Here is a 22,239-nt window from a genome sequence, read left to right as displayed (position 1 = left end):
TAGGCAGGGCTGTTGGGTAAGGAGTAAATAACACAAACCCGCCGGCCGCCGGGGCCAACGGGTTTGTGAAAGTACTGGGCGCAGGGTCAGCTAGCGGCTCGTTGTTACTTTTTTCAGCCCCAGTTTGCTGTGCTTGAAGCCGTAGTTGAAGTACAAGGCCAGCCCGATAACCAGCCAGCCGAAGAACAACAGCCAGTTGTTGATGCCCAGTTGAGTCATCAGGTACAGGTTGGTAAGCAGGCCCAACACCGGCAGCAACGAGAGGCGCTTGCGGAATGAGAGCCAAGCCAAAACCAGGCAGAACACAAAGAACACCAGCATAGGTATGTAGTGGCGGCCCTCTTCGTACCCGCTACTCAGGGCCGTCTGAAATTCCTGAATACCTGCCTGGTTATATAGCAGCAAGAGCGCGGCCCCGAGCGCCAAAACCAGGGGCACCAGAAACTGCCCATTGATGTAAGGCACCTTAAAACGCGCATCGCTCTGGCCGTGAGGGTCAATGATGAGAATGCCGCCGCACACCAGCGCAAAGGCAAACAAAGTACCAATGCTGGTCAGGTCGATGACGAGGTCCATATTCAGCAGCATGGCCGGCACTCCCACAAAGAAACCCGTGACGATGGTGCTAAATGAGGGTGTGTGGAACTTGGGGTGCACGTTGGAGAAAACGGGAGGCAGCAACCCGTCGCGGCTCATGGTCATCCAGATGCGGGGCTGGCCAATCTGGAATACTAGCAATACCGACGCCATAGCCAGCACCGCCGACACGGCTACTACACCGCCCAGCCACTTTACGCCTACTTTATTGAAAACGTACGCGAGTGGGTCGCCCACGGCAAGCTCTTTATAGTTTACCATGCCGGTGAGTATCAAGGTGATAATCACGTAGAGAATAGTGCAGATGATAAGGGCATAAATCATAGCCCGGGGCAGGTCGCGCTGGGGGTTTTTGCATTCTTCGGCCGTGGTCGAAATAGCATCGAAACCGATGTAGGCGAAGAACACCGCCGATACCCCTTTGAGTACGCCACCAATGCCGTTTGGCGCAAAGGGGCTCCAGTTGGCGGGCTCCACATAGAAGGCACCTACTAGAATTACCACCGCTACTACTACCAGCTTCAGGGCTACCAGCAGGTTGGAAGCGTTTTTCGATTCCTTAATACCTACGTACACCAAAGCCGTAATTGCCAGGGTAATCAGGCCGGCCGGCAAGTCAATTACCAGTCGTAAGCCGCCGGGCAGCACCGGCGCCGTATTCCACGCATTATACCCTTCTAGCTGAGCCGCCGATGCTTCGGCCAGCGGCTTACCAGCCTGCATCAGTTCCAGCACTTCATTGTAGTGCTTGTGCGCGCTCTGCATGCCCATGCTAAGCCATACAGGGACGTGTACGCCTACGCCCTCCAGCAGCCCGGTAAAGTAATCGGACCAGGAAATGGCCACCACAATGTTGCCCACGGCATACTCCATAATCAGTGCCCAGCCAATAATCCAGGCGGCCAGTTCCCCGAAGGAAGCATAGGCGTAGGTGTAGGCAGAGCCGCTCACGGGAATGGTAGCCGCAAACTGAGCGTAGCACAACGCCGAGAAGGCGCAGGCGACGGCCGTGAATACGAACAGCATGGATACGGCCGGCCCACCGTCGTGGGAGGCATTGCCGATGGTGCTGAAAATGCCAGCCCCAATAACCGCTGCAATACCCAGTGCCGTGAGGTCGCGCACAGTCAGATGGCGCTCTAGTCCGCCACCGTGGCTATGGCCGTCGGCATCGGCGGGCGGGTTGTGCAAGATGTCATCGAGGCTTTTGCGGCGAAATAGGCCGCTAGAGCGCGAGGGGGGAAGCGGAGTAGACAAAGTCGGTTGAGAGAAGGTAAGAGGGGCAAAAGATACAGAATAATGCTGGGCGGCTGCACCATGTAGTGCTACCGCCTTATCTTTCAGCCATGTCTGTTTGTATCACCATTCCCACACCCTGCCCTGCTACTTGGCAGGATATGACTCCTGCTCCGGGCGGGCGTCACTGCGCTGCCTGCAATAAAGTGGTGGTTGATTTCACGCGGTTATCGGAGGCAGAAGCCGTGGCCTACTTGAAGCAACACCCTGGGGCTTGCGGCAGATTTCGCTCGGAGCACGTTAATCCGCTGCCCAACTGGGCTTCATGGTTGGCGGCAGTGGTGGCGGCCTTATCATCGTGCGAGGTAGAGCCAACCATTTCCCTTCCAGTCACTAGCACCGTAGCACCAGTTGTAGGCAACTTCTTTGTGGTGAAGGGCACTGTAGTAGATAAGGAATCTGGCATGCCGGTGGTACATGCCCTAGTTGTTAGTGAGCAAGATACCACGCGGCACACCCGCACGGCCCCAGATGGCACTTTTCAGCTTCCGTTACCTGTGGCCCTGCGTGGCACTGCACTAGTAGCCGCAACCTCCCCTACCAAGGTAAACGAGGACTTTACCTTCTATACCCCTCGCTACTTCATGGCCACCGATTCTGAGTCGGCAGTTGTGCGGCTGCGCAACAGAGCCGCCGTACTCGGCAGCCCAAGATTAGAGCCCGGGGAATGCTTCTCACCTGCCATCAGATCACTCTCTACGCCTAACATTCCGCCGCCACCGCCACCTAGGCTCACTACCCGTACGTCTACTGCGGCCGAGTAGTATATCCTCTGCGGGCCTATTGTCAGCAAATACTTATCACCAGATTATGGAATCTGGCTTGGTGCGGCATCAGATCAGCAAACCTAACGTGCTGTTCTAATGCTGCGCCGCCCTAGCCTCTCCATACCACAGCCTTGCCAGGAGAACTGGCAGGCTATGACGCCCACCGCCCAAGGCCGCCACTGCGCGGCTTGCACGAAAGTGGTAATCGACTTCACCTCCATGTCGGATGCGGAGATAGTGGCTTACTTGGGCCGGTCGGCGGGGGCTAGTTGCGGGCGGTTTCATAGCTCGCAGCTAAACCGTGCGCTGACAGCCCCGTTGCCGGAGCCCTGCGCTGCAGGACGTAAGCGCTGGTTGGCTTTGGTAGCGTTCCTAGGCATAGGTACCCTAGCTACCCCGGTAGTGCAGGCGCAGTTGCCCCAGCCCGTGCTAACGGAGCACCCCTACCCTGTTACGATGGGTTTGGTTGCTACCCGGCCTACCACTGGGCCTGGCGTACCACCAGCGCCAGTAGTGCGGGGCGTGGTGCTAGAAGCGGTAGGTCGTGTTCCATTACCGGGAGTGATAGTAACAATAGCGGAGACTACCGTGGGCGTTAGCACCAATGATGATGGCACGTTTGAGTTGGTGTTGCCCGCCACGTTTCGCCAGAGCAAATCCGTACTACTCTACATCAGCTCTGTGGGCTACGAAAGCCAGTACCTGCAAGTAAATCCGCAAGACACAGCCACCCAGAGGATTGTATTAGCTAGCGGTTCCCGTATGCTGGGAGAGGTAGTCTTGATTGATGGGCGCTACGCGACACCCTGGTACTCACCCCGCGGGTTGTGGAACCGAATTACGCGGCCTTTCCGGCAAAAGCAGAAGCTAAACTAGTAAGCCGGCAAACCTTTCGCCCCTGAAAAGTATTATTCTGGGGTATGAAGCACAGCATCCTTGCCTTTCTAATTCTATTACTTACAACCGCTGGTTGTGCCCTGAAGCCCACCAACAAGTACGATGTCGTGAGTGACCGGGCCCAGCTACCGCAGGAAGAAGCAGTTCATAAACAGAACTCCTTGGAATGGTGGTATTTCACCGGCCATTTGCGCGATAAGGAGACCGGCGAAACGTTCGGCGTAGAGTACGTCTTTTTTCACTTCAACCTCACGGGTAAGAAGGATTGGCAGATGGTAAACTTTGCCCTGACAGACCCTAAGGCCCAACGGTTCCGCTATGATTATAAGGTAGAGCAACTGCCCAGCTTGCTCCCGGCCACCCTGCCCCTGAGCCTGACCACCCAGAAGCGGGCCGAGCAATGGACCCTGACGGGCCAGGAGGGGCGCTACCACTTGCAAGCCCGGATGGCTCTGCACGCCGGAGAAGCCATCAACCTCACTACCACACCCGCCAAGCCCGTACTCCTGCACAGCGGCACGGGCTACGAGCAGTACGGCCCTACCGCCAGAGCGGGCTACTATAGCTACCCGCGCTTGGCGGCCAATGGCACCTTGGAAATCGGCGGTAAAACTCGTCAGGTGGAAGGTGAGCTGTGGTACGACCGGCAGTGGAACTGCAATAGCGTGACCACTAAAGACCTGGGTTGGGACTGGTTTAGCATTCAGCTAGACGAGCCGCGTGAGGAGCTTATGGCCTACCAACTCTACAATAAAGCTACCGGCCAGAGCATTGGCGGCGGCTCGCATTACAGCAACCAGGCCCAGAATAAGCACCTCAATCAGGATGATTTTCAGCTAGAAACGCTGGCCTACTGGACCAGCCCGCATTCTAAGCTTCAGTACCCAAGCAAGTGGCGTCTGCGGGTTCCTAGCCAGGGCTACGACCTCACCATCACGCCACTCGTAGCAGACCAAGAACTGACGCTCAAGCTGTTTGCGGGCATCAAAATGCACTATTGGGAAGGGATGTGCCGGGTTGAGGGCACTCACAATGGCCAACCGGTGAAGGGCAATAGCTATGTGGAAATTACCAACCGTCGTGAAGCCAAGAAAGCTCGCCAAGCCGCCGAGGTTGTAAAGGCCAAAGAGCAGCCTACCCCTTCAGAATCACCCGGAAGGTAGTGCCCCGCCCTACCTCGCTCCATTTCACGAAGAGCTTGCCCCGGTGGTAATTCTCAATAATGCGCTTGGCCAAGGCCAAGCCCAGCCCCCAGCCACGCTTCTTGGTAGTGTAGCCGGGTAGGAAGACGCGCTCAATTTTACTTTTTGGGATGCCCTTGCCGGTATCGGTGATGTCGATGGCAATTTGGCTTTTATTGCGGATGGGGCGGCGCAGGTGCAGGGTAATGCTGCCCCGGCCATCCATGGCGTCCACGGCATTTTTGCAGATGTTTTCAATTACCCAATCGAACAGCGGAATGTTGACTTGGGCGGGCGTATCGGTGGGCAGGTCCGTTTTCACCTCAAACGTTACCTTCCGCGACACCCGGCTCTGCAAGTAGCTGATGGCGTTTTGGGTTACGCGCAGGATGTTCTCATCCTTAAGAACGGGCACCGAGCCGATGTTAGAGAAGCGCTCCGTAATAATTTCCAGCCGCCGGATGTCCTTGCCCAGTTCCTCCACAATGGGCTCGTCTCGAAACCGTTCCGATTCCCGCAGGTAGGCTTGCCACCCTACCAAGCTGCTCAGCGGAGTGCCTAATTGGTGGGCTGTTTCCTTAGCAAGCCCTACCCATACCCGGTTTTGCTCGGCCCGGCGTGAGTAGCTAAAGGTGAAGTAGGCAATAATAGCCAAGCACCCAATTACGGCCAGCTGCACCAGAGGATAGTAGCGCAGCTGCGTAAGCAAGGCCGATTCTTTGTAGTAAATGAAGTTGCGCAGGCCCGCCCCTATTTCCACCACAATAGGCGGATGCTGCTGCTTCATAACGGCTATTTCGCGGCGCAAAAACGCAATGGCCGCCTGCTCCGAGAGCCCCTTGGGTATGCTCACGTTCTTGGCGTCGATGATGTTGGCGTCCGCGTCGGTGAAAATAACCGGAATGGTCGTGTTGGCCTTGATGATTTCATCCATCAGGAAGGAGTTGTCTGACTCCTCCTCCGTGTTGATAATGTAGCGCTGGGTTTTGGCGTACAGGTCAATTTGCTGCTGCTCCCGCTCGGAGAGGCGCTGCACCAGGATATTGGTATAAATAACCGTAGCCGCGGCAATTAGCAGGGCCCCGGCCACAATGACGAGCTTAATACGGGACTTCTGGTCGTATATCGGAAGCACGGACAAACAAAAAACGGATAAAAACAAAGGGCACGTGCGGCGGCTGGTGAGGTCGGCTACCTGCTATTCTGCCTTTCCGAGTAGTGAAAGGGAACCGGGCCGTATCAACGAAGGTACGGGGCCTGATGTTGGCTAGCGGGCTTCTCACCACGCGCTTTCTTATCTAATTACCAACTTTTTTCAGTATCAGCAGAGATAAAAAGGCCACCGGAGCGCTAGAAGCATTGTTTTCACTTTACGTGAACCCCTAAGCGCCTTCACCTGTTTTTACTCTATCGATTTGTGGCGTATTTTTGCCCCCTGATTTTCGCACTAGCTCCAGCTATGCTCCATCCATTCAAGGCCGTTAGTCTCTCCTTTAAAAAAGCTCCCTTAGCAATTCGGGAGTTGATTTCATTAGATGAGGCCGCTTGTCGCCGTTTCCTGCATACACTCCACCACGAGCTGGCCCTCACCGACCTGCTTGTGCTCAGCACTTGCAACCGTACTGAAATCTACTACTCCGCAGAGCGCGACCAGAGCCCAGCTATTATTGCTGCTCTCGGCCAGCTCAAAGGCTTAGCTGACGTAAGCGAGTACTACCCCTACTTTGATATTCTCGACCAACACCTCGACGCCGTCCGCCACCTCTTTGAGGTAGCCATGGGCCTCGATGCCCAGGTGGTAGGCGACCTGCAAATTAGCAATCAGGTGAAGCAGGCCTACCAGTGGTCGGCCGATGAAGATGCGGCGGGTCCTTTCTTGCACCGCCTCTTGCACACCGTGTTCTTCACCAACAAGCGGGTGCAGCAGGAAACGTCCTTCCGCGACGGGGCAGCCTCGACGTCTTACGCCGCGCTAGAGCTAGTTGAAGAACTCACCGCCGACACCAACAACCCCCGGGTACTAGTAGTAGGCCTCGGAGAGATTGGAGCCGATGTTTGTCGGCACTTTGGCGACAGCAAGCTGTTCACCGATGTCACCATCTGCAACCGTACCCGCAGCAAGGCCGATTTGCTAGCAGCAGAGTGCGGGCTCAAGGTCATCGACTTTGAAAACTTGGTGCCCGCGCTGAAAGAAGCCGACGTCATCATCAGCAGCATTGCTCACCACGAGCCGTTCTTCACGCCCAGCATGGTAGAGCGCCTCGACGTGCTGAGCTACAAGTTTTTCATTGACTTATCGGTACCGCGTAGCATTGCTGCTGAGGTGGAGAACGTACCCGGCGTACTGGTTTATAACATCGACGCCATTCAGAGCAAAGCCTCGGCCGCCTTGGAGCGCCGATTGGCTGCCGTGCCTCACGTTCGGGCCATTATTGAGGAAAGCCTCGTGGGGCTGCAAGACTGGACCAAGGAGATGATGGTGTCGCCGACCATCCAGAAGCTTAAGAATGTGCTGGAGCAGCTTCGCCTCGAAGAAATGGACCGCTTCCAGAAGAAGATGAGCCCCGAGGAAGCCCGCCGCGTCGACGAAATCACGAAGTCGTTGATGCAGAAGGTTCTAAAGCAGCCGGTCATTCAACTAAAAGCCGCCTGCAAGCGGGGTGAAGCTGATCAACTCATCGACGTGCTTACCGACCTCTTTGACCTAGAGCGCCAACCCAACGCCGTATAGTACACTGCTACTCTCGGTTCTATGAGCCGCCCTTACATACCACGGCCCGCCTGATCTGCATCAGGCGGGCCGTGCTAGTTAGTACTAGCTGGTAACGCACCGCATACCCTACAGGGCGAGGGGGCTACTTTCTATAGAGTGTCGCAGCAATCCTCCAGCGAGTCGATTACGTCGAGCAATTTGGGAATAGAAAGAGAGTAGTAGATTTTGGTCCCGACTTTAAACGACGACAAAATGCCGCGGTCTTTCAGGGTAATCAGGTGCTGCGAGGCAATGGCCTGTGGCAAATCCAGGGAGCGGTAGATTTCCGTTACGGTCATCTTTTCCTCCTTGCCCAGCAAGTCAACAATAGCCAGTCGTTTTGGGTGCGCCAGTACCTTAAGCATGGCGGCAGCCTTATCTACCTTTTTGGATTCTACGCGTGCAAGCAATGGTTTCATATGGAGGGCTACAACGGTGGTTGCAAAAGAGTGGTTATGCAGGAATATGCGTAATACGATATTCCGCAGTTGGTAAGTTCCTTTCAACGTACCAGGTCTCAAAAAAATTTACAAAAACCAAAAAATTGTACCCGATTCCATTCGCTTGTTGCAATGCTATATCTACACCGCCGGGCTTGCCCGACGAGGTGCTTACCTTTGGGGCGTAGTATTCCACCCACCCCACTTTTTACTTGATGAAAGACCTACTAGCTACCTTTGAGACTAAGCGCCCCGAAATTGTATTTGAATGGAAAGATGCGGAAACCGAGGCAGAGGGCTGGGTAGTGATTAACTCCCTGCGGGGCGGAGCGGCCGGCGGGGGTACTCGCATGCGTAAAGGCCTTGACAAGCGCGAAGTAGAGAGCTTGGCTAAAACCATGGAAGTGAAGTTCACCGTTTCGGGCCCGGCTATTGGAGGCGCCAAATCGGGCATCAACTTCGACCCGCAGGACCCGCGCAAGCGTGGCGTGTTAGAACGGTGGTACCGAGCTGTCATTCCGCTGCTGAAGAACTATTACGGTACCGGCGGCGACCTGAACGTGGACGAGATTCACGACGTAATTCCGATTACGGAGGAGTACGGCCTGTGGCACCCGCAGGAAGGCATCGTAAACGGCCACTACCGTGCCACCGAGCCCCAGAAGATTCAGAAGTTGGGCCAGCTACGCCAAGGAGTAGTGAAGGTGCTCGAAGACGCTACCTTCTCGCCGAGCCTCGGCCGCAAGTACACCATTGCAGACCTTATCACGGGATATGGGGTAGCCGAGGCAGTACGTCACTACTACGAGTTGTGGGGCACTCGCTCCGTATTAGGTAAGCGCGCCATTATCCAGGGTTGGGGCAACGTAGGAGCGGCCGCCGCTTACTACCTTGCCAGCCAGGGCGCCCGCATCACGGGTATCATCGACCGGGCCGGCGGCCTCATTCGGGAAGAGGGCTTCTCGCTGGAGGAAATCCGGACGCTGTTTCTACAGCGCGAGGGCAACGCCCTGACTGCCGCTGACGTGCTACCGTTTGAAGAAGTAAACCAACGCATTTGGAGTAGCGGCGCCGAAATTTTCATTCCCGCAGCAGCCTCGCGCCTGGTATCGCGCCAGCAGGTAGAGCAGCTGGTAGCCGGTGGGCTAGAAGTTATAAGCTGCGGAGCCAACGTTCCCTTCCAAGACCCGGAAATCTTTTTCGGTCCTACCGGCGAGTTTGCCGACGACCACGTAAGCGTCATTCCCGACTTCATTGCCAACTGCGGCATGGCCCGCGTGTTTGCCTACTTAATGGAAGCCGACGCCGAAATTACTGACCAGGCTATTTTTCAAGACACTTCTCGGGTTATTCAAGCAGCCCTGGCCCGTACTCGCCAGCAAAGCGACTCCCTCACGGGTATTGCGCAGAAGTCGTTTGAGATGGCGCTGCGGCAGCTTGTATAATCGCAGGTATAGTATTTGAGGCCGTACCCTGGGATGATGCCCGGCAGCCAGACTGCCAGGGCGTCATCCCACCTTTTATCCTGTAAGCCTAAGCGTACTTTTTCATGTCCCTTCAGGAAATTCTGCACTACCGTTTTCTTGGTAATAATGTAGGCGCCTACCTAACGTGCCTCGTTCTGCTGCTGTTTGGTTACCTATTCAAGACCCTGCTCTCTAGGCTGCTTTCCAAGCTGGTATTTCGCTTTATTCGCAAGCGGGCCGAAGGCGTTAGTGAAGAGCAGTTTCAGGCCCTCCTGATTCAGCCCGTATCCATTGTAGTCTTTTTCGTGACCATCTACCTAGCCTTTCAAGTGCTAGACTACCCGGTGCGCAGTTCTGAAATCACGAAGCACGAGCCGTGGCCGCAAGTAGCCTTGTTCCGGCTGTACCAAGTAGCCATCATTACGGGAGTAGCCTGGATTGCCTTGCGGGTGGTAGATTTTATGGTGCTGGTGTTTCGGCGCCGCGCCGAAACGCACACATCCCGCCTAAACGACCAGTTGATTCCCTTTGCTAAGGATTTATTGAAAGTACTGGTAATGACCATGGCTTTCCTAGTACTGCTCAGCAAGGTGTTTGGGGTGAATGTGACGGCCCTGATTGGGGGCTTGGGCATTGGTGGTTTGGCCGTGGCCTTTGCTGCTAAGGAAAGCTTGGAGAACCTGATTGCCTCCTTTACCATCTTCCTCGACCGGCCCTTTGCCGTGGGCGACTTGGTAGAAGTAGGAGCTGTAACGGGTACCGTAGAGAAGGTAGGGTTTCGTAGCACTCGGTTACGCACCGCTGAGAAAAGCTACGTAACCGTACCCAATAAGTCTATGATTGACAAGCCGTTGGACAACCTTTCCCTGCGTACTGCTCGGCGCGTAAACTTTACCCTGGCCCTTAGTCATGCTACTTCCAGCCAGCAGCTGCACCAAATTGTAGAAAAGGGTAAGCACGCCATTGAGGATAATCCATTGGTTACAAAGGAAGTACAGATTCAATTTTCTGCTCTTACCCCTGCTGCCAAGGAAATTACTGTGCAGTACTTCGTAGAAACGACCAACTATGATGAATACTTAGCTGTGAAAGAGGAGCTAAACTACCGGCTGGTAGAAGTAGTGGAAGCGGCTGGCGGAGGTTTTGCCAGTACTGGTACTACCGTAGTTCAACTAGCAGGTGGTGGCCGCTTTGATGGCCTTAACCCTACCAATACGCCAGTGGTATAGCTGAGTAGCCTATCTAAGGCACTTGACTACGGCATTGTCATGGGGTCATAAAAAAAGAGGCTTGCCACATTAGGCAAGCCTCTTCTATATACATTACCCTGTGGTAACCGCTTAGCGGCCACCAAATAGGCCGCCTAGCAGGCTACCCATGCCGCCGCCCATCAAGCCGCCGCCGCCAGCGCTACGAGGCTGTGAGTTAGGCTGACCACCAAGGCCACCTAGAATCGACATGAGGGAGCCTAGGCCACCCCCACCTACGTGCGACCCTTGCTGCGGGTAGTTGCCGTAGCCAGCCTGCTGGCCGCCACCCATCATACCGCTAAGCAAACCGCCGCCGAGTAGGCCACCAAGTAAGCTACCCATACCGCCTTGGGCTGCGCCACCCAATAGGCCACCCATCGAGCCACCCATTAGGCCGCCGCCCATACCACCTTGGCTGCTACGGCCACCCATCACCTTGGATATTACCATGGGTGCTACTACACCCAACAAGCCGGCCATGAGGGCGCTCTTGGGGATGCCCGCACTCTCAAGCTTATTGGTAACGCCGCTGAAGAAGCCTTGCTTCGCTGGGTCGCTGGCATCGTGGGGTACCTGAGCAGCTTGGTCTACTACTTGCTCCAAGGTTTGCTTTTGCTCTTGACTAATACCGAGGTAGCTAGAAATTTTATTTACCATTTCCTCCTCCGTATTGGAGTAGGCACCATCGGCGCGCGCAAAGCTGATGAGGTCCGTAACCAGCGAATAGCGCAGTTCGCTATTGCGAAGAGCGTCGAGGTTCTGCCGAATGCTTTCATTGTTAGCGTCTTTGGCAGCAGCTAGCACTTGCTGGGTAGCACCGCCCGAGAGGCCTGCCTGGTGAGACAACTGCTGTAGAAATTCTATTTCAGCAGCAGAAGCTTCCCGATCGGCAGAGGCTAGGCTGGCAATAACGCTGAGGTAAGCTGCTTTTTCCTGATCAGAGTAATTTTGCAGAAGTTGGTTATCGTCCATGATAGTAAAGCGAGGGATGGAGGGAAGAGAAAGAATCGATGCATCTTAACGCGAAGCCATTAATTAGGTTGAGATTTACTCCTATCAACCCCAGCCTCACCCCAAAACGCCGCTGCAGTCAGCCAAGCACACGATAAATACTGTAATTTTTTTATTGGTCAAAAATTTCTGACTATGAACCAGTTGACGCTTTACAGGCATCCTTTTTCAAAAAAAACCAATTAAACTTTAGGTTAAGAGTTGCGCAAGAAAAAACGACCTGCCATATTTGCCATCCCAAACGGGACACGCCCATGGGAGATTAGCTCAGCTGGTTCAGAGCATCTGCCTTACAAGCAGAGGGTCACTGGTTCGAACCCAGTATCTCCCACTTTTTAGAGTACGCATACCCCTCGGGAGATTAGCTCAGCTGGTTCAGAGCATCTGCCTTACAAGCAGAGGGTCACTGGTTCGAACCCAGTATCTCCCACCAGATTAAGGACAGTCGGCAACGGCTGTCCTTTTTTGTTTTTGCGGCAGATCATGCGCATCACATTTCCTTGGTGTTTCACCTATCTCGTCACCGGATAACTACAAGCTGTGGATTGCTCCCGCTGATCAAGTACGATTGTTACACCTGCCCATCTCGGCGGCTTGACATTCCTTTGTGACAGGCTACTGCCGAACATCACAGCCGTACGCCGATACTGTAGAAGGATTTGTGGGGTGGGCTGAAGAGGTGCAAGAATTCTATAGCGCCCCACTGCGGACACGCCCCTGCCAAAAACGTTGGGCGGTGATAAGGGGAAATAGCAGTAGAGCAGGCTCCGCAAAGAACCGCCACCGGAAGCCTACGAAGAAGATTAAGCTCAGTAGCCACGCAGCTATTAAAGGCGTCAGCAGTAGCGCATCGCGCCGCTCAAAGCGCAGACCTTGGTATTGCCCCAAGGTGAGTACCAGCGCAACAAAGAAAGCAAGGTGCACGAGGGCTGTAAATGGGTGCCACGGCGTGCGCGGGGCATCCGCAATGAAATTCTCGGGTGAGAAGAACAATGCCGTTTTACGCAACCATAGCTGTGCCTCTTGCGCAGGGTGCGTTGCTATCCACTGTCGGGCTACACGGGCGCGGGCTTGGCTTTCCTGGTACTGGTCTAACGCATCTAGTTGGGGCACATGGGTCCGTAAATACTGGTCGAACGGTTTGGTACGGTCGTCCCAGTCGAACATAAAGCGGCCCTGGGTTACGGAGTTGTGCCCTTGCAGCAGTTCAAAACCAGCTTGGTTGCTAAGCGTCCACGCCCCAAATAGCTGGTGATTCTTCAAAAAAATGGGTAGGTGCGCTATTCCTACTGCCAGCGCGATGCCCAAACTCAGGCCCATTGCTAGTCGGGTAGCACGAGACCCACAGGATAACATCAATAGCCCAAACACACCGAATACAAGCCCATATACAGCCAGTAAATACCCGCGCAATAGGCAGGATAATACGACGGCACCTACTAGCAACCAAGCATCAGGCCAGGACAGTGGACGCCCCCCATACAGGCGCAGGAGCTTGTATATGACCATAATGAGCAGAGGAAGCGTCAGGTTCTCGAACCACCAAAAGCCTCCAATGTAGTAAACCACCGATGGGTACACGGCCCATAACCCAGCCCCAACCCACGACAAACCGTGGCTCACGCCAAAGTGCCACAGCGTACGTTGCACATACAGGCCGCCCAAGAGGTAGCAACCCGCCGCGGCCGCATAGACAAGCAGCGTGAGGTAGTGCTTTGGCAAGCCCAGCCGTGCCCAGCCAATGTATACAAACACCGGAAAGCTGGCATGAAATGCATCGGGGCGCACTATGTGCCGTTCTGGGTCGGTGCTGACGTAGCCACGACCCGCCAAGTAATTGTCGGCGATGCGTCCGTTACGCCGCTCATCATAATTCCACTCCAGGCCAGGGTTGAGGTGTAGATTAAGCACCAGCCGTATGCATAACAGTAGCGCTGCTATAGGCCAAACAAATCGAGGAATGGTACGCAGCACGCGGAGACGAGTAGAGTTGGAAATGAATTGCCGAATTTAGCCGTGTTTTACGGTTCGTACACTTGAGCACCGTCCGGCAAATGGCTCTTACCTAAAAGAGCCACATATCTGCACAGATTTTCGCCCCCACTCGCAGGGGCCTATTACTTACTATGCCTGTTACTCCTACTTTATCTCATCGTTGGCCAGTAGGTGCGTTTTTCGGGTTGCTAGCCCTACTAGGCGTAGCATTATATCAGGACTATGGCGTAGGCTGGGATGAGCAAGTAGATCGTCTCAATGGCATTATCAACGCCAAATATGTAGCCATGAAGCTGGCGCCGGAAATAGCTCGTCGTCAGCCTAGCTTTGCCGAGATTCCCGACTTGCATGGGAGCCAAGACACCGACCACGGGGTATTATATCAGTTACCATTGGTGCTCTTGGAGAAAGTAGCTCGGGTGGAAGACACCCGCGACGTGTACTTTCTTCGGCATTTGACTATTTGGCTGACTTGCGTAGCCGGCACGTGGGTGGTGTATCGGTTGGGAGCTTGGCGTTTTGGCAGCTGGCAGTGGGGGCTCGTAGTAGCGGGGTTGCTAGTTCTCTCACCTCGCTTATTTGCAGAGTCGTTTTACAATTACAAGGACCCCGTATTTATGGGGTTTTTCGCGCTGGCTATTTACACCATGCTGGGTTGGCTACGCCAGCCTACTTGGCAACGCGCTACTCTACACGCATTAGCCTGCGCCGCTGCTATCGACAACCGAACGATGGGAGTTCTTTTAGTGCCGATGACGATAAGCTTTGCGGGACTAGAACTAATGTTCAGGCGTAATGAATGGCAACGATTCATTGGTTCATTTGCCCTCTACTTACCGCTGACGGCTGTGGGCGTGGTGCTAGCTTGGCCTTATTTGTGGGAAAACCCGGTAGAGAACTTTGTAGAAGCCTTCCAAAGTTTCAGCCGCTACCGTTCCGATATGCTAACCCACTATTTGGGGCAAGATGTTTCTGTGCAGGCGTTGCCCTGGCACTACGCACCCATTTGGATTTTCGTCACTACGCCCCTACTGTATTCGGGGTTGTTTGCTGTGGGAATAGGAGTAGTTGTGCGAGCAGCGTTGCGGCCATTGCACTGGTTAGCGTCACCTATGGGGCGAGCAGACCTGCTACTGCTGGCCTGGTTTATCGGTCCAGTGTTGGCTGTAATCGTATTCCACTCAGTACTCTATGACGGGTGGCGACACCTGTATTTCATTTACCCAGCTTTTCTTTTACTGGCCGTGCGTGGTTTGCAGGCATTGTGGCAAGCGTGGCATCATCTTCACAGTGCACCTCTCAAGAAGACAACAGGCTGGGTGGGTACTGTGGTGTTGGGAGTATGTTTAGCACATACCGTGGTACGCATGGCACTAGATCATCCGTACCAAAACGTGTACTTCAGCATTCCCCCTGTTGCCACTACAGGAATGCTGTTTGAACGCGATTATTGGGCGCTTTCGGGTCGTAGAGGACTGGAGTGGATTCTAGCCCACGATACCGCCTCTACCGTGCCAATAGGCACTGATGCGCGCACTCGGTTAGCGCTCCATAATGCGCTACTACTACTCTCACCTCCTCAGCGAGCTAGGGTGCGTATGGTGCCGCCCAACCAAGCCCTCTACTTCCTTGGCACTTACCGCTGGCACCCAGAGGCGTATCCAAATTCTTACGGTCCGGCGGTGTTTGAACAGCGCGTAAATGGGCTGCCTATCTTGTCAATTTTTCGGCTTCGCTAAAGCTATTTATGCCATTACCCGATTTGCTGCGTGCTGAATCTACGACGTACCGGCGCCAGATAGTTGGTGCTTTCTTCGGACTCTTAGCCCTGCTAGGCGTACTTCTGCACCGAGACTATGGTGTTTCCTGGGATGAGCCTACAGACCACCTCAATGGTTTGGTCAATGTGAAATACATCGTTGGACTTGTGGCACCTGAAAAGGTGGCGCAGGAACCTACCACTCAATTAATCCCGCCGTTGCAGGGCTACCGCGACAACGACCACGGAGTTATTTTCGAAATTCCCGTAGCAGTGCTTAGCTACGTGTTCACGCGGCATAACCCGCAAGCTTATTACTACATGCGGCACTTGTGCATCTTTGGCACATTTCTGCTGGGAGTTTGGGGAGTATACTATATCGGGCGGGTCCGCTTCCGTGACTGGCGCTTGGGGCTACTGGCCGCATTGCTGTTAGTGCTTTCGCCGCGCCTATTTGCTGAAGCCTTCTTCAATGGAAAAGACATCATGTTTCTGGGCGTTTTTACCTTGGCCATGGCTACGCTGGTACGACTCACGGAACGACCTACCTGGCAACGGGCAGTGCTACATGGCCTAGCCATTGGATTAGCCATTGATGCCCGGATTTTAGGAAGCATTCTTGTTCCCTTTACTGTCGTACTTGTGCTGCTAGATGATGCGCCTCAGCGTGGGCACCAGCTACGCTTACTAGGTTGCTGCCTTGTCGCCGCCATGGTAATGACCGTAGTTGGCTGGCCCTACTTATGGGAGAATCCGCTGGGGCATTTCGTGGCTGCTTTCCGTAACCTCAGCCACTATCCGTGGTCTTTCACGAATTTCTACCTGGGCCATTTCCATAAAGTAGCTGATATACCGTGGCACTATGGCCCTGTTTGGATACTTGTAACGACACCTCTGCCGTATGTAGTAGCAGCCCTGGGTGGCCTGGTAACAGTAGCTATACACTTTATACGCCGTGGTTGGCTAGCGCTCCAAGAGCGTGGGTTCCAGCTTGATTCACTACTAGTTGGGTGGCTATTAGGTCCGCTGCTGCTGGTGATTGCCTTGCACTCGGCACTATACGATTCGTGGCGTCACCTTTATTTTGTGTACCCAGCTTTGGTGCTGCTTGCCGTTCGCGGTGCAGTGGGTCTGGCGGCTATAGCGCGGCAGTCCAGCAGCGGGCGGCGAGTAACGATTATTCTCGCCTTGCTGGCCGGACTTGAGACAGTTCACACGGCGGTGCGCATGGTGCGCCTGCATCCCTATCAAAACCTTTACTTTAGCTGTATTAGCGCGCCAACTGCTGAGCGCTTATTCGAGCGCGACTATTGGGGGCTTACATTTCGGCACGGAATCGAATGGATGCTTCAGCACCAACCGACGGGGCCTATTCGGGTGTACGTGCGTTGGCCGTGGTACAACCCGCTGTACAACAATACGCTTATCCTTCGGCCCGAACAACGACAACGAATCCGGTATGTTCCTCTTGCTGAGGCAGATTATTTTATAACTGCCTACCGCTGGCACCCACAGACATATGCTGACAGTATGGGCACCGAAATCCACACTTTACATACAGAAGGCATAAAAGTTCTGTCGATTTTCCGCCAGCCGAGCCGCTAAGCTGTTATCAGGCTCTGAAACGCTTTTCTTTGCCGGAGCAAGTTCGCTTTGCCCCGATTTTTCTTTCGTATGCCTTTAGTTGAAGTCACCACCCCTGAGCACCGTCGTCAGTTTCTCGACTTGCCGGCGCGTATCTACCGCAACCACCCAAATTGGATTTCGCCGCTTGATCATGAAATAGAGTCTGTCTTCGACCCCAAGCGTAATCACAACTTTGCCCACGGCGAGGCTATCCGCTGGGTGCTGACTAACCCGGCCGGTGAGGTTGTCGGGCGCGTAGCGGCCTTCATCAACCACGAAACTCCGCAAACCGACCCTACTTTACCCGTGGGTGGCCTGGGTTTTTTTGAGTGCATCGACAATCAGGCGGCCGCCAACCAGCTCTTTGATGCAGCCCAACAGTGGCTCAGCCAGCGCGGACTAGCCGCCATGGATGGCCCCATTAACTTTGGCGAGCGAGACCGGTTTTGGGGCTTGCTGGTAGCAGGCTTCACTGAGCCCAACTACGGCATGTTCTACCATCCACCGTACTACCAGCAGCTATTTGAAACCTATGGTTTTCAGGTGTTCTTCAAGCAGTATACTTGCTACCGCGAGGTAGCCGTGCATTTGCACCCTACCTTCAGTCGGGCCTTCGACACCTACGCTCAGCAGTATCCTACCTTCCGGTTTCAGCACGGCAGCAAGCGCGATGCCGAGAAGCTGGCACGAGATTTCCACCACGTTTATAACCTAGCCTGGGCCAACCACAGCGGCGTCAACCCTATGCCCTTGGAGAAAGCGCGGGAACTTGTGCGGGAAATGAAGCCAGTGCTGGATGAGCGGCTGCTGTGGTTTGCCTACCACAACGACGAGCCTATTGCCTTCTTCGTGAGCTTACCTGAGCTCAACCAGATTTTCAAGCATGTGGGCCGCAACTTCAACCTTTGGGGCAAGCTACGCTTCCTCTGGGAGAAGCGTAAGTACATGCAGCGCCCCGATAAAAAGCTCTTTGGTGTCATCTTCGGGGTAGTGCCGGAGTGGCAGGGCAAGGGCATTGAGTCGGCGTTGATGGTACACGCTCGGGCCGAGTTCATGCGGGCCGGCTACACCGACATTGAGATGAACTGGATAGGCGACTTCAATCCGCGGATGCTGGCACTTACCCGCTCTATCGGCGCCCGCATCTACAAAACGCACGTTACGTACCGCTTCCTTTTCGACCGTACCCGACCATTCGAGCGAAGCCCCATCATCCGTTAGATACACTCTGCTGCGCGAGGGCGTCAAACTCGGCGTGCAGCTTCAGCGCCTGAGGAATGAGCAAGTGCTCATTATCGTTATACACCATGTAGTCAGCTCGTTGGATCTTTTCCTCCTCGCTCATCTGCTTACCAATGATGTTTTGAATATCATCGGTAGTACGGTGTGGGTCGCGGCGTTGGATGCGGGTTTGGCGAAGTGCCAAGGGGGCAAACACGGTAATAATCCGGTCGAGCTGCCGATAGGCTCCCGACTCGTACAAGAGTGCCGCTTCCTTCAGGATATAGCGGTGGCCTTCCGCCTGGCGTTCGATGGTCCACTGTTCAAAGTCGGCGCCTACCCGGGGGTGCACTAGCGCATTCAGGCGCGCTACTTGTTGAGGGTCGGAGAAGGCAACCTTAGCGAGATAGGTACGGTTGAGCTGACCTAGAGTGTCAAACGTATCAGGTCCGAAGGCAGCCCGCAACTCATCCCGTAGCACTATATCGTTGATCATCACCCATTTCGCCCGGCTGTCAGAATCGTAAACGGGTGTACCTAGCACTTGGAACAGCTTACATACCACGCTTTTTCCTGTTCCAATACCTCCAGTAATTCCTATTTTCAGCATAACGCAATTGTGCAGGGCGAAAGTCGTGAAGGTGCTGTAGCCGGTTGGGGCTAAAAGTGAGAGTAATGCTGCCCGCTCTACAGCTTTCCTGTTTCCACAGTTACTCGCACACCGCGCGTAATAACACGGCCACCACGAGCTGCATCAGGGCGGTCGGCCAGGAAGGGCCGTAGAGTAGAATCGGAGTTGATGAACTGACCATAGTGCAACTGCACATGGATGTCGGCCGGATTAAGGTGGGCAGTATCTTCAGGAAAGCACTGCAGCCGCACGCGCACCCTAGCCGGCGACAAGCGGTAGGTTCGGCCCACAGGAGCATCCATCAACTCGGGCAACACTTCCATTAGAACCGTCACGAGGGGGCGTTGCTGTAACCGCACGCGTACATCCTGCACGTTGGGGTCTACAAGCTCGGGCCCACCAATAGGCACCCGAATATCACCCGTAGTACTACCAGCCGGTGCCTGGGGCAGGTGCACCAGGTAGGGGTTGGGCAGCGCATTGATCTTACTAGCGGGTCCTCGAAATACAATTGTAGCGGGCGTGAAGCTGGCTGCATACGGCAGCGCCGAGCCATCGGCCGCAGGGCTGAGCGCCAGTGGCAGACGCCGACTCACCAGCTTGTCGAATTCAACCCACAGTGTGTCGGTGAGCAGGTAGTTGAACTGCAGCCCTTCCATGGCCTGCTGCAAAGCAGGGCGTAGGCTGCGCGCCGTTACGTAGCGCGTAGCGGGCAGCGCATGCAGCGTCAATTCCGCAGGCCGCACATCTAGGCCCAGGTTGCGGCGCAGCAACTTCCAGCCTCGGCCCGTTACGTTCACGGCTACTTCAGTAGGTAAGGGCTGCACTGCTATGTACTGGCTAGCATTGTAGCGCCAGACCAGCGGATAGGTGATGCGCGTGGTATACGTCTTGTTAAGGGAGTTGAGTAGCCAGAAAGTGCTAGCCGCCAGAAAACACGCCAATACCGCCCGCCAGTAGTTGCGCTCCTGCCCGAAGAACGGAACAGAAAACCAGCGCAGCCAACGGATAGGACGGGTGGTAGGCATAATAGGCGAGTACTTAGGCCAACGAAGTAGTAGCCGGTGAGGATTTACCCGTTACTTCCCGAGCAATGGCTGAGCGCTCGAAGCGTAGGCGCACACCTTTGTCTACCTCTACTGTTACTGTTTCTTCCGTTAGGTCAACCACTTTGCCGTGCAAGCCTCCTATGGTTACCACCGAAGAACCTTTCACCAAACCCGCCCGAAACTTCTTTGCATCAGAGGCGCGCTTTTGTTGGGGCCGGATCATGAAGAAGTACACGATAACGGCAATACCAACCGGAAACAGCAGGGACGTGAGGCCTTCACTTGAAGTAGTGGCCTGCAACAGAAGAGAGAGAAGCATAGAGTAAAGTAGAAAGAAGCTAGCAGAAATGCCTGCCAACAAGAAAGAAAACGCCTGTGCCGCCGAGCTGGTTGCGTACTGAACGCTCCAACTCAGCCGCACAGGCGCTACACTAGGTAGTACTTACCGGGTGGGCCCGTTCTGGCCGTCTGACAGCACGTTGGCCTTAATCACCACTTTGGTGATGTTAGGCTGGGTATTCGCCCGGATTGCTACTTCTTTGTTCTGAATACCGGTTTTGCCGTGGGAGTCAAACTGCACATCAATGCTGCCTTTGTCGCCGGGAGCAATGGGCTCTTTGGTCCAGTTGGGGGTAGTGCAGCCGCAAGAGGCCGTAGCATTTTCGATCAGCAAGGGCGACTTACCCGTGTTTGTAAACTCGAACGTGTGCTTTACAACCGAGCCGGGCTGAATATCACCAAAGTCGTGGTCGGCCACGGCAAAGGTCATTACAGGAGCATTCGGGTTTGGGGCCTCCGTTTCGTTGGTCACGTTAGGGTTATCTACCACAGGATTAGCTGCCGCTTCCGTTGCGGCGGCGTTCATCCCTTCGGTACCTACTTCGGCGGGCTTATCGTTGGAGCAGCTGCCCAGCCACAAGCCACTGGAAAGCAGAAAAGCAGAAAACAGAGTGCGTTTCATAGAGCAAGAAAAGAAGCTAAAACACCTCGTTTTAGCAGCTTACGTGAAAGACATTTTATGTTGTGAAAGTACGGCATTATTTGGTCTGATGCCACGCCGCAAAGTCAGCATTCCGGCCCAAAGCAGGGTACCGATGCAGCTAGAACAGCTACCGAGGCTTCCCTGTTCGAGTCGGAATGATAGTGCTGTTTACTTACCCAGATTATCGATGATAGCCTGTGCAAACTCGGTGGTCGTGGCCTTACCGCCCAAGTCACCGGTGCACTTCTCTTTATCGTTCAACGTGAGTTCGAGCGCCTTCTCAATACGGTCGGCGTGCTCATGCTCCCCGATGTGGTGCAGCATCATGAGGGCCGAGCGAAGGAGCGCAGTAGGGTTAGCCTTGCCTTGACCGGCAATATCCGGAGCCGAGCCGTGCACAGCCTCGAAGATGGCCATGTTGTCGCCCACATTAGCACCCGATACTACGCCCAGGCCGCCTACCAAACCAGCGCACAGGTCCGAGAGAATGTCACCAAACAAGTTGGTGGTTACTACCACGTCGAACTGCTCAGGCTTGTTTACCAACTGCATGCACATGTTATCGATGATTTTGTCTTCGAAGATGATGTGAGGAAACTCGTTGGCAGCTTCCTTGCATGCGTTGATCATCAAGGTGCCCGCAATTTTGAGGATGTTGGCCTTGTGCGCCAACGTTACCTTTTTGCGGCCGTGCTTGGCAGCATAGGCAAAAGCCGCGCGGCAAATCTTGCGCGAGCCTTCTACCGTGATACGCGCAATGGAGTCCGACACGCCCAGGCGCTCGTCGAACAGCTCCAGGCCGGAATATAGGCCTTCCGTATTTTCCCGGAACAGCACTAAATCAATGCCCTCGTAGCGGCTCTGAATACCCGCCGTCGTTTTTGCGGGACGGATGTTCTGGTAGAGGTCGTACTTCTGGCGCAATGTGATGTTGATGCTGCGGAAGCCTTTGCCTACTGGCGTAGTGATGGGGCCTTTCAGAGCCACGCGGTTTTTCTCCAGCGAGTCAAGCAGCGTCTGAGGAATCAGCTCCCCCGACTGGTCGAACGTGGTTTGGCCAGCATTCTGCTCCTCCCACTGTACCGGCACCTGCGCCGCCGCGAAAATATCCGTTACTGCTTTCGTGATTTCCGGACCGATACCGTCGCCGGGGATAAGAGTGATGCTGTGCATTGTGTTGATGAACTTGGAGTTGAGGTGCTACATAGCAAGTGAGGCCCGTACAAGCGGAGTGCGGTACTCACCAAGGGGAATCGGCTGCAAAGGTACCGCCTTGTGGCATGTACTGAAAATGAAATGTGCCGCTGCGCTCATGATTC

The 22,239-nt window shown here is 54.7% G+C and carries 19 protein-coding genes and 2 tRNA genes; 11 read left to right on the top strand and 10 right to left on the bottom strand.

Features of this window, described 5'->3' with window-relative positions; genetic code table 11:
• Positions 1–90: 90 nt before the first annotated feature.
• Positions 91–1,854 (bottom strand): amino acid permease, encoded by a 1,764-nt coding sequence (locus CHB83_RS14840; protein ID WP_045687027.1) that lies wholly within the window; start codon positions 1,852–1,854, stop codon positions 91–93.
• Positions 1,855–1,943: 89 nt separating this feature from the next.
• Between CHB83_RS14840 and CHB83_RS14835 the strand changes: the two genes are divergently transcribed.
• The 3 genes from CHB83_RS14835 (at position 1,944) to CHB83_RS14825 (ending at position 4,720) form a co-directional block, all read left to right on the top strand.
• Positions 1,944–2,657, top strand: coding sequence for a peptidase associated/transthyretin-like domain-containing protein (locus CHB83_RS14835; protein WP_143437142.1), 714 nt, complete (start codon positions 1,944–1,946; stop codon positions 2,655–2,657).
• A gap of 99 nt (positions 2,658–2,756) precedes the next feature.
• Positions 2,757–3,536 carry a carboxypeptidase-like regulatory domain-containing protein gene (locus CHB83_RS14830; protein WP_089333190.1) on the top strand — a complete coding sequence of 260 codons (780 nt, stop codon included), beginning with the start codon at positions 2,757–2,759 and terminating at the stop codon, positions 3,534–3,536.
• A gap of 44 nt (positions 3,537–3,580) precedes the next feature.
• Entirely contained in the window at positions 3,581–4,720 is a 1,140-nt protein-coding gene (locus CHB83_RS14825) for a lipocalin family protein (protein ID WP_089333189.1), read from the top strand.
• Here CHB83_RS14825 and CHB83_RS14820 read toward each other — a convergent pair.
• Positions 4,692–5,873: an ATP-binding protein gene (locus CHB83_RS14820; RefSeq protein WP_055562377.1), complete on the bottom strand. Its 1,182-nt coding sequence runs from the start codon at positions 5,871–5,873 to the stop codon at positions 4,692–4,694. The two genes, CHB83_RS14825 and CHB83_RS14820, sit on opposite strands and share 29 nt — an antisense overlap.
• Positions 5,874–6,197: 324 nt before the next feature.
• On the opposite strand from CHB83_RS14820, the gene hemA reads away from it, so the two are divergent.
• Positions 6,198–7,469 (top strand): glutamyl-tRNA reductase, encoded by a 1,272-nt coding sequence (gene hemA, locus CHB83_RS14815; protein WP_089333188.1) that lies wholly within the window; start codon positions 6,198–6,200, stop codon positions 7,467–7,469.
• Between the two features lie 131 nt (positions 7,470–7,600).
• Here the strand turns inward: hemA and CHB83_RS14810 are convergent, their stop codons facing one another.
• Entirely contained in the window at positions 7,601–7,909 is a 309-nt protein-coding gene (locus CHB83_RS14810; protein ID WP_045687022.1) for an ArsR/SmtB family transcription factor, read from the bottom strand.
• Between the two features lie 236 nt (positions 7,910–8,145).
• On the opposite strand from CHB83_RS14810, the gene CHB83_RS14805 reads away from it, so the two are divergent.
• Positions 8,146–9,375 carry a Glu/Leu/Phe/Val dehydrogenase dimerization domain-containing protein gene (locus CHB83_RS14805; protein ID WP_089333187.1) on the top strand — a complete coding sequence of 410 codons (1,230 nt, stop codon included), beginning with the start codon at positions 8,146–8,148 and terminating at the stop codon, positions 9,373–9,375.
• A gap of 104 nt (positions 9,376–9,479) precedes the next feature.
• Positions 9,480–10,625 (top strand): mechanosensitive ion channel family protein, encoded by a 1,146-nt coding sequence (locus CHB83_RS14800; RefSeq protein ID WP_089333186.1) that lies wholly within the window; start codon positions 9,480–9,482, stop codon positions 10,623–10,625.
• Between the two features lie 111 nt (positions 10,626–10,736).
• Here CHB83_RS14800 and CHB83_RS14795 read toward each other — a convergent pair whose 3' ends face one another.
• Positions 10,737–11,618, bottom strand: coding sequence for a TerB family tellurite resistance protein (locus tag CHB83_RS14795; protein ID WP_045687020.1), 882 nt, complete (start codon positions 11,616–11,618; stop codon positions 10,737–10,739).
• A gap of 295 nt (positions 11,619–11,913) precedes the next feature.
• Here CHB83_RS14795 and CHB83_RS14790 point away from each other — a divergent pair.
• A tRNA-Val gene (locus tag CHB83_RS14790) sits at positions 11,914–11,988 on the top strand.
• 24 nt (positions 11,989–12,012) lie between these two features.
• A tRNA-Val gene (locus tag CHB83_RS14785) sits at positions 12,013–12,090 on the top strand.
• 257 nt (positions 12,091–12,347) lie between these two features.
• On the opposite strand, the gene CHB83_RS14780 is transcribed toward CHB83_RS14785, so the two are convergent.
• Positions 12,348–13,568: a hypothetical protein gene (locus CHB83_RS14780; protein ID WP_089333185.1), complete on the bottom strand. Its 1,221-nt coding sequence runs from the start codon at positions 13,566–13,568 to the stop codon at positions 12,348–12,350.
• 215 nt (positions 13,569–13,783) lie between these two features.
• Between CHB83_RS14780 and CHB83_RS14775 the strand changes: the two genes are divergently transcribed.
• The 3 genes from CHB83_RS14775 to CHB83_RS14765 all read left to right on the top strand — a co-directional run bounded on the left by CHB83_RS14775 (position 13,784) and on the right by CHB83_RS14765 (position 18,258).
• On the top strand, positions 13,784–15,391 hold the full coding sequence (locus CHB83_RS14775; RefSeq protein ID WP_143437141.1) for an ArnT family glycosyltransferase: 1,608 nt from the start codon (positions 13,784–13,786) through the stop codon (positions 15,389–15,391).
• 8 nt (positions 15,392–15,399) lie between these two features.
• Positions 15,400–17,016 carry a glycosyltransferase family 39 protein gene (locus CHB83_RS14770; RefSeq protein ID WP_089333183.1) on the top strand — a complete coding sequence of 539 codons (1,617 nt, stop codon included), beginning with the start codon at positions 15,400–15,402 and terminating at the stop codon, positions 17,014–17,016.
• Between the two features lie 69 nt (positions 17,017–17,085).
• Complete coding sequence (locus CHB83_RS14765) at positions 17,086–18,258, top strand: GNAT family N-acetyltransferase (RefSeq protein ID WP_089333182.1); 1,173 nt, start codon at positions 17,086–17,088, stop codon at positions 18,256–18,258.
• Here the strand turns inward: CHB83_RS14765 and coaE are convergent.
• The 5 genes from coaE to CHB83_RS14740 form a co-directional block, all read right to left on the bottom strand.
• Positions 18,248–18,868: a dephospho-CoA kinase gene (gene coaE / locus CHB83_RS14760; RefSeq protein WP_089333181.1), complete on the bottom strand. Its 621-nt coding sequence runs from the start codon at positions 18,866–18,868 to the stop codon at positions 18,248–18,250. The two genes, CHB83_RS14765 and coaE, sit on opposite strands and share 11 nt — an antisense overlap.
• A gap of 77 nt (positions 18,869–18,945) precedes the next feature.
• Positions 18,946–19,917 carry a YbbR-like domain-containing protein gene (locus CHB83_RS14755; RefSeq protein ID WP_052694899.1) on the bottom strand — a complete coding sequence of 324 codons (972 nt, stop codon included), beginning with the start codon at positions 19,915–19,917 and terminating at the stop codon, positions 18,946–18,948.
• A gap of 13 nt (positions 19,918–19,930) precedes the next feature.
• Complete coding sequence (gene yajC / locus CHB83_RS14750; protein ID WP_045687029.1) at positions 19,931–20,257, bottom strand: preprotein translocase subunit YajC; 327 nt, start codon at positions 20,255–20,257, stop codon at positions 19,931–19,933.
• Positions 20,258–20,380: 123 nt separating this feature from the next.
• Positions 20,381–20,899, bottom strand: coding sequence for a DUF1573 domain-containing protein (locus CHB83_RS14745; RefSeq protein ID WP_045687014.1), 519 nt, complete (start codon positions 20,897–20,899; stop codon positions 20,381–20,383).
• Positions 20,900–21,088: 189 nt separating this feature from the next.
• Complete coding sequence (locus tag CHB83_RS14740) at positions 21,089–22,093, bottom strand: isocitrate/isopropylmalate dehydrogenase family protein (RefSeq protein WP_045687013.1); 1,005 nt, start codon at positions 22,091–22,093, stop codon at positions 21,089–21,091.
• Positions 22,094–22,239 lie beyond the last annotated feature (146 nt).

The organism is Hymenobacter mucosus, assembly GCF_900188255.1.
Classification (GTDB): Bacteria; Bacteroidota; Bacteroidia; order Cytophagales; family Hymenobacteraceae; genus Hymenobacter; species Hymenobacter mucosus.
The sequence above is the reverse complement of the archived record's forward strand: the minus strand, read 5'-3'. Positions and strand labels throughout refer to the sequence as shown.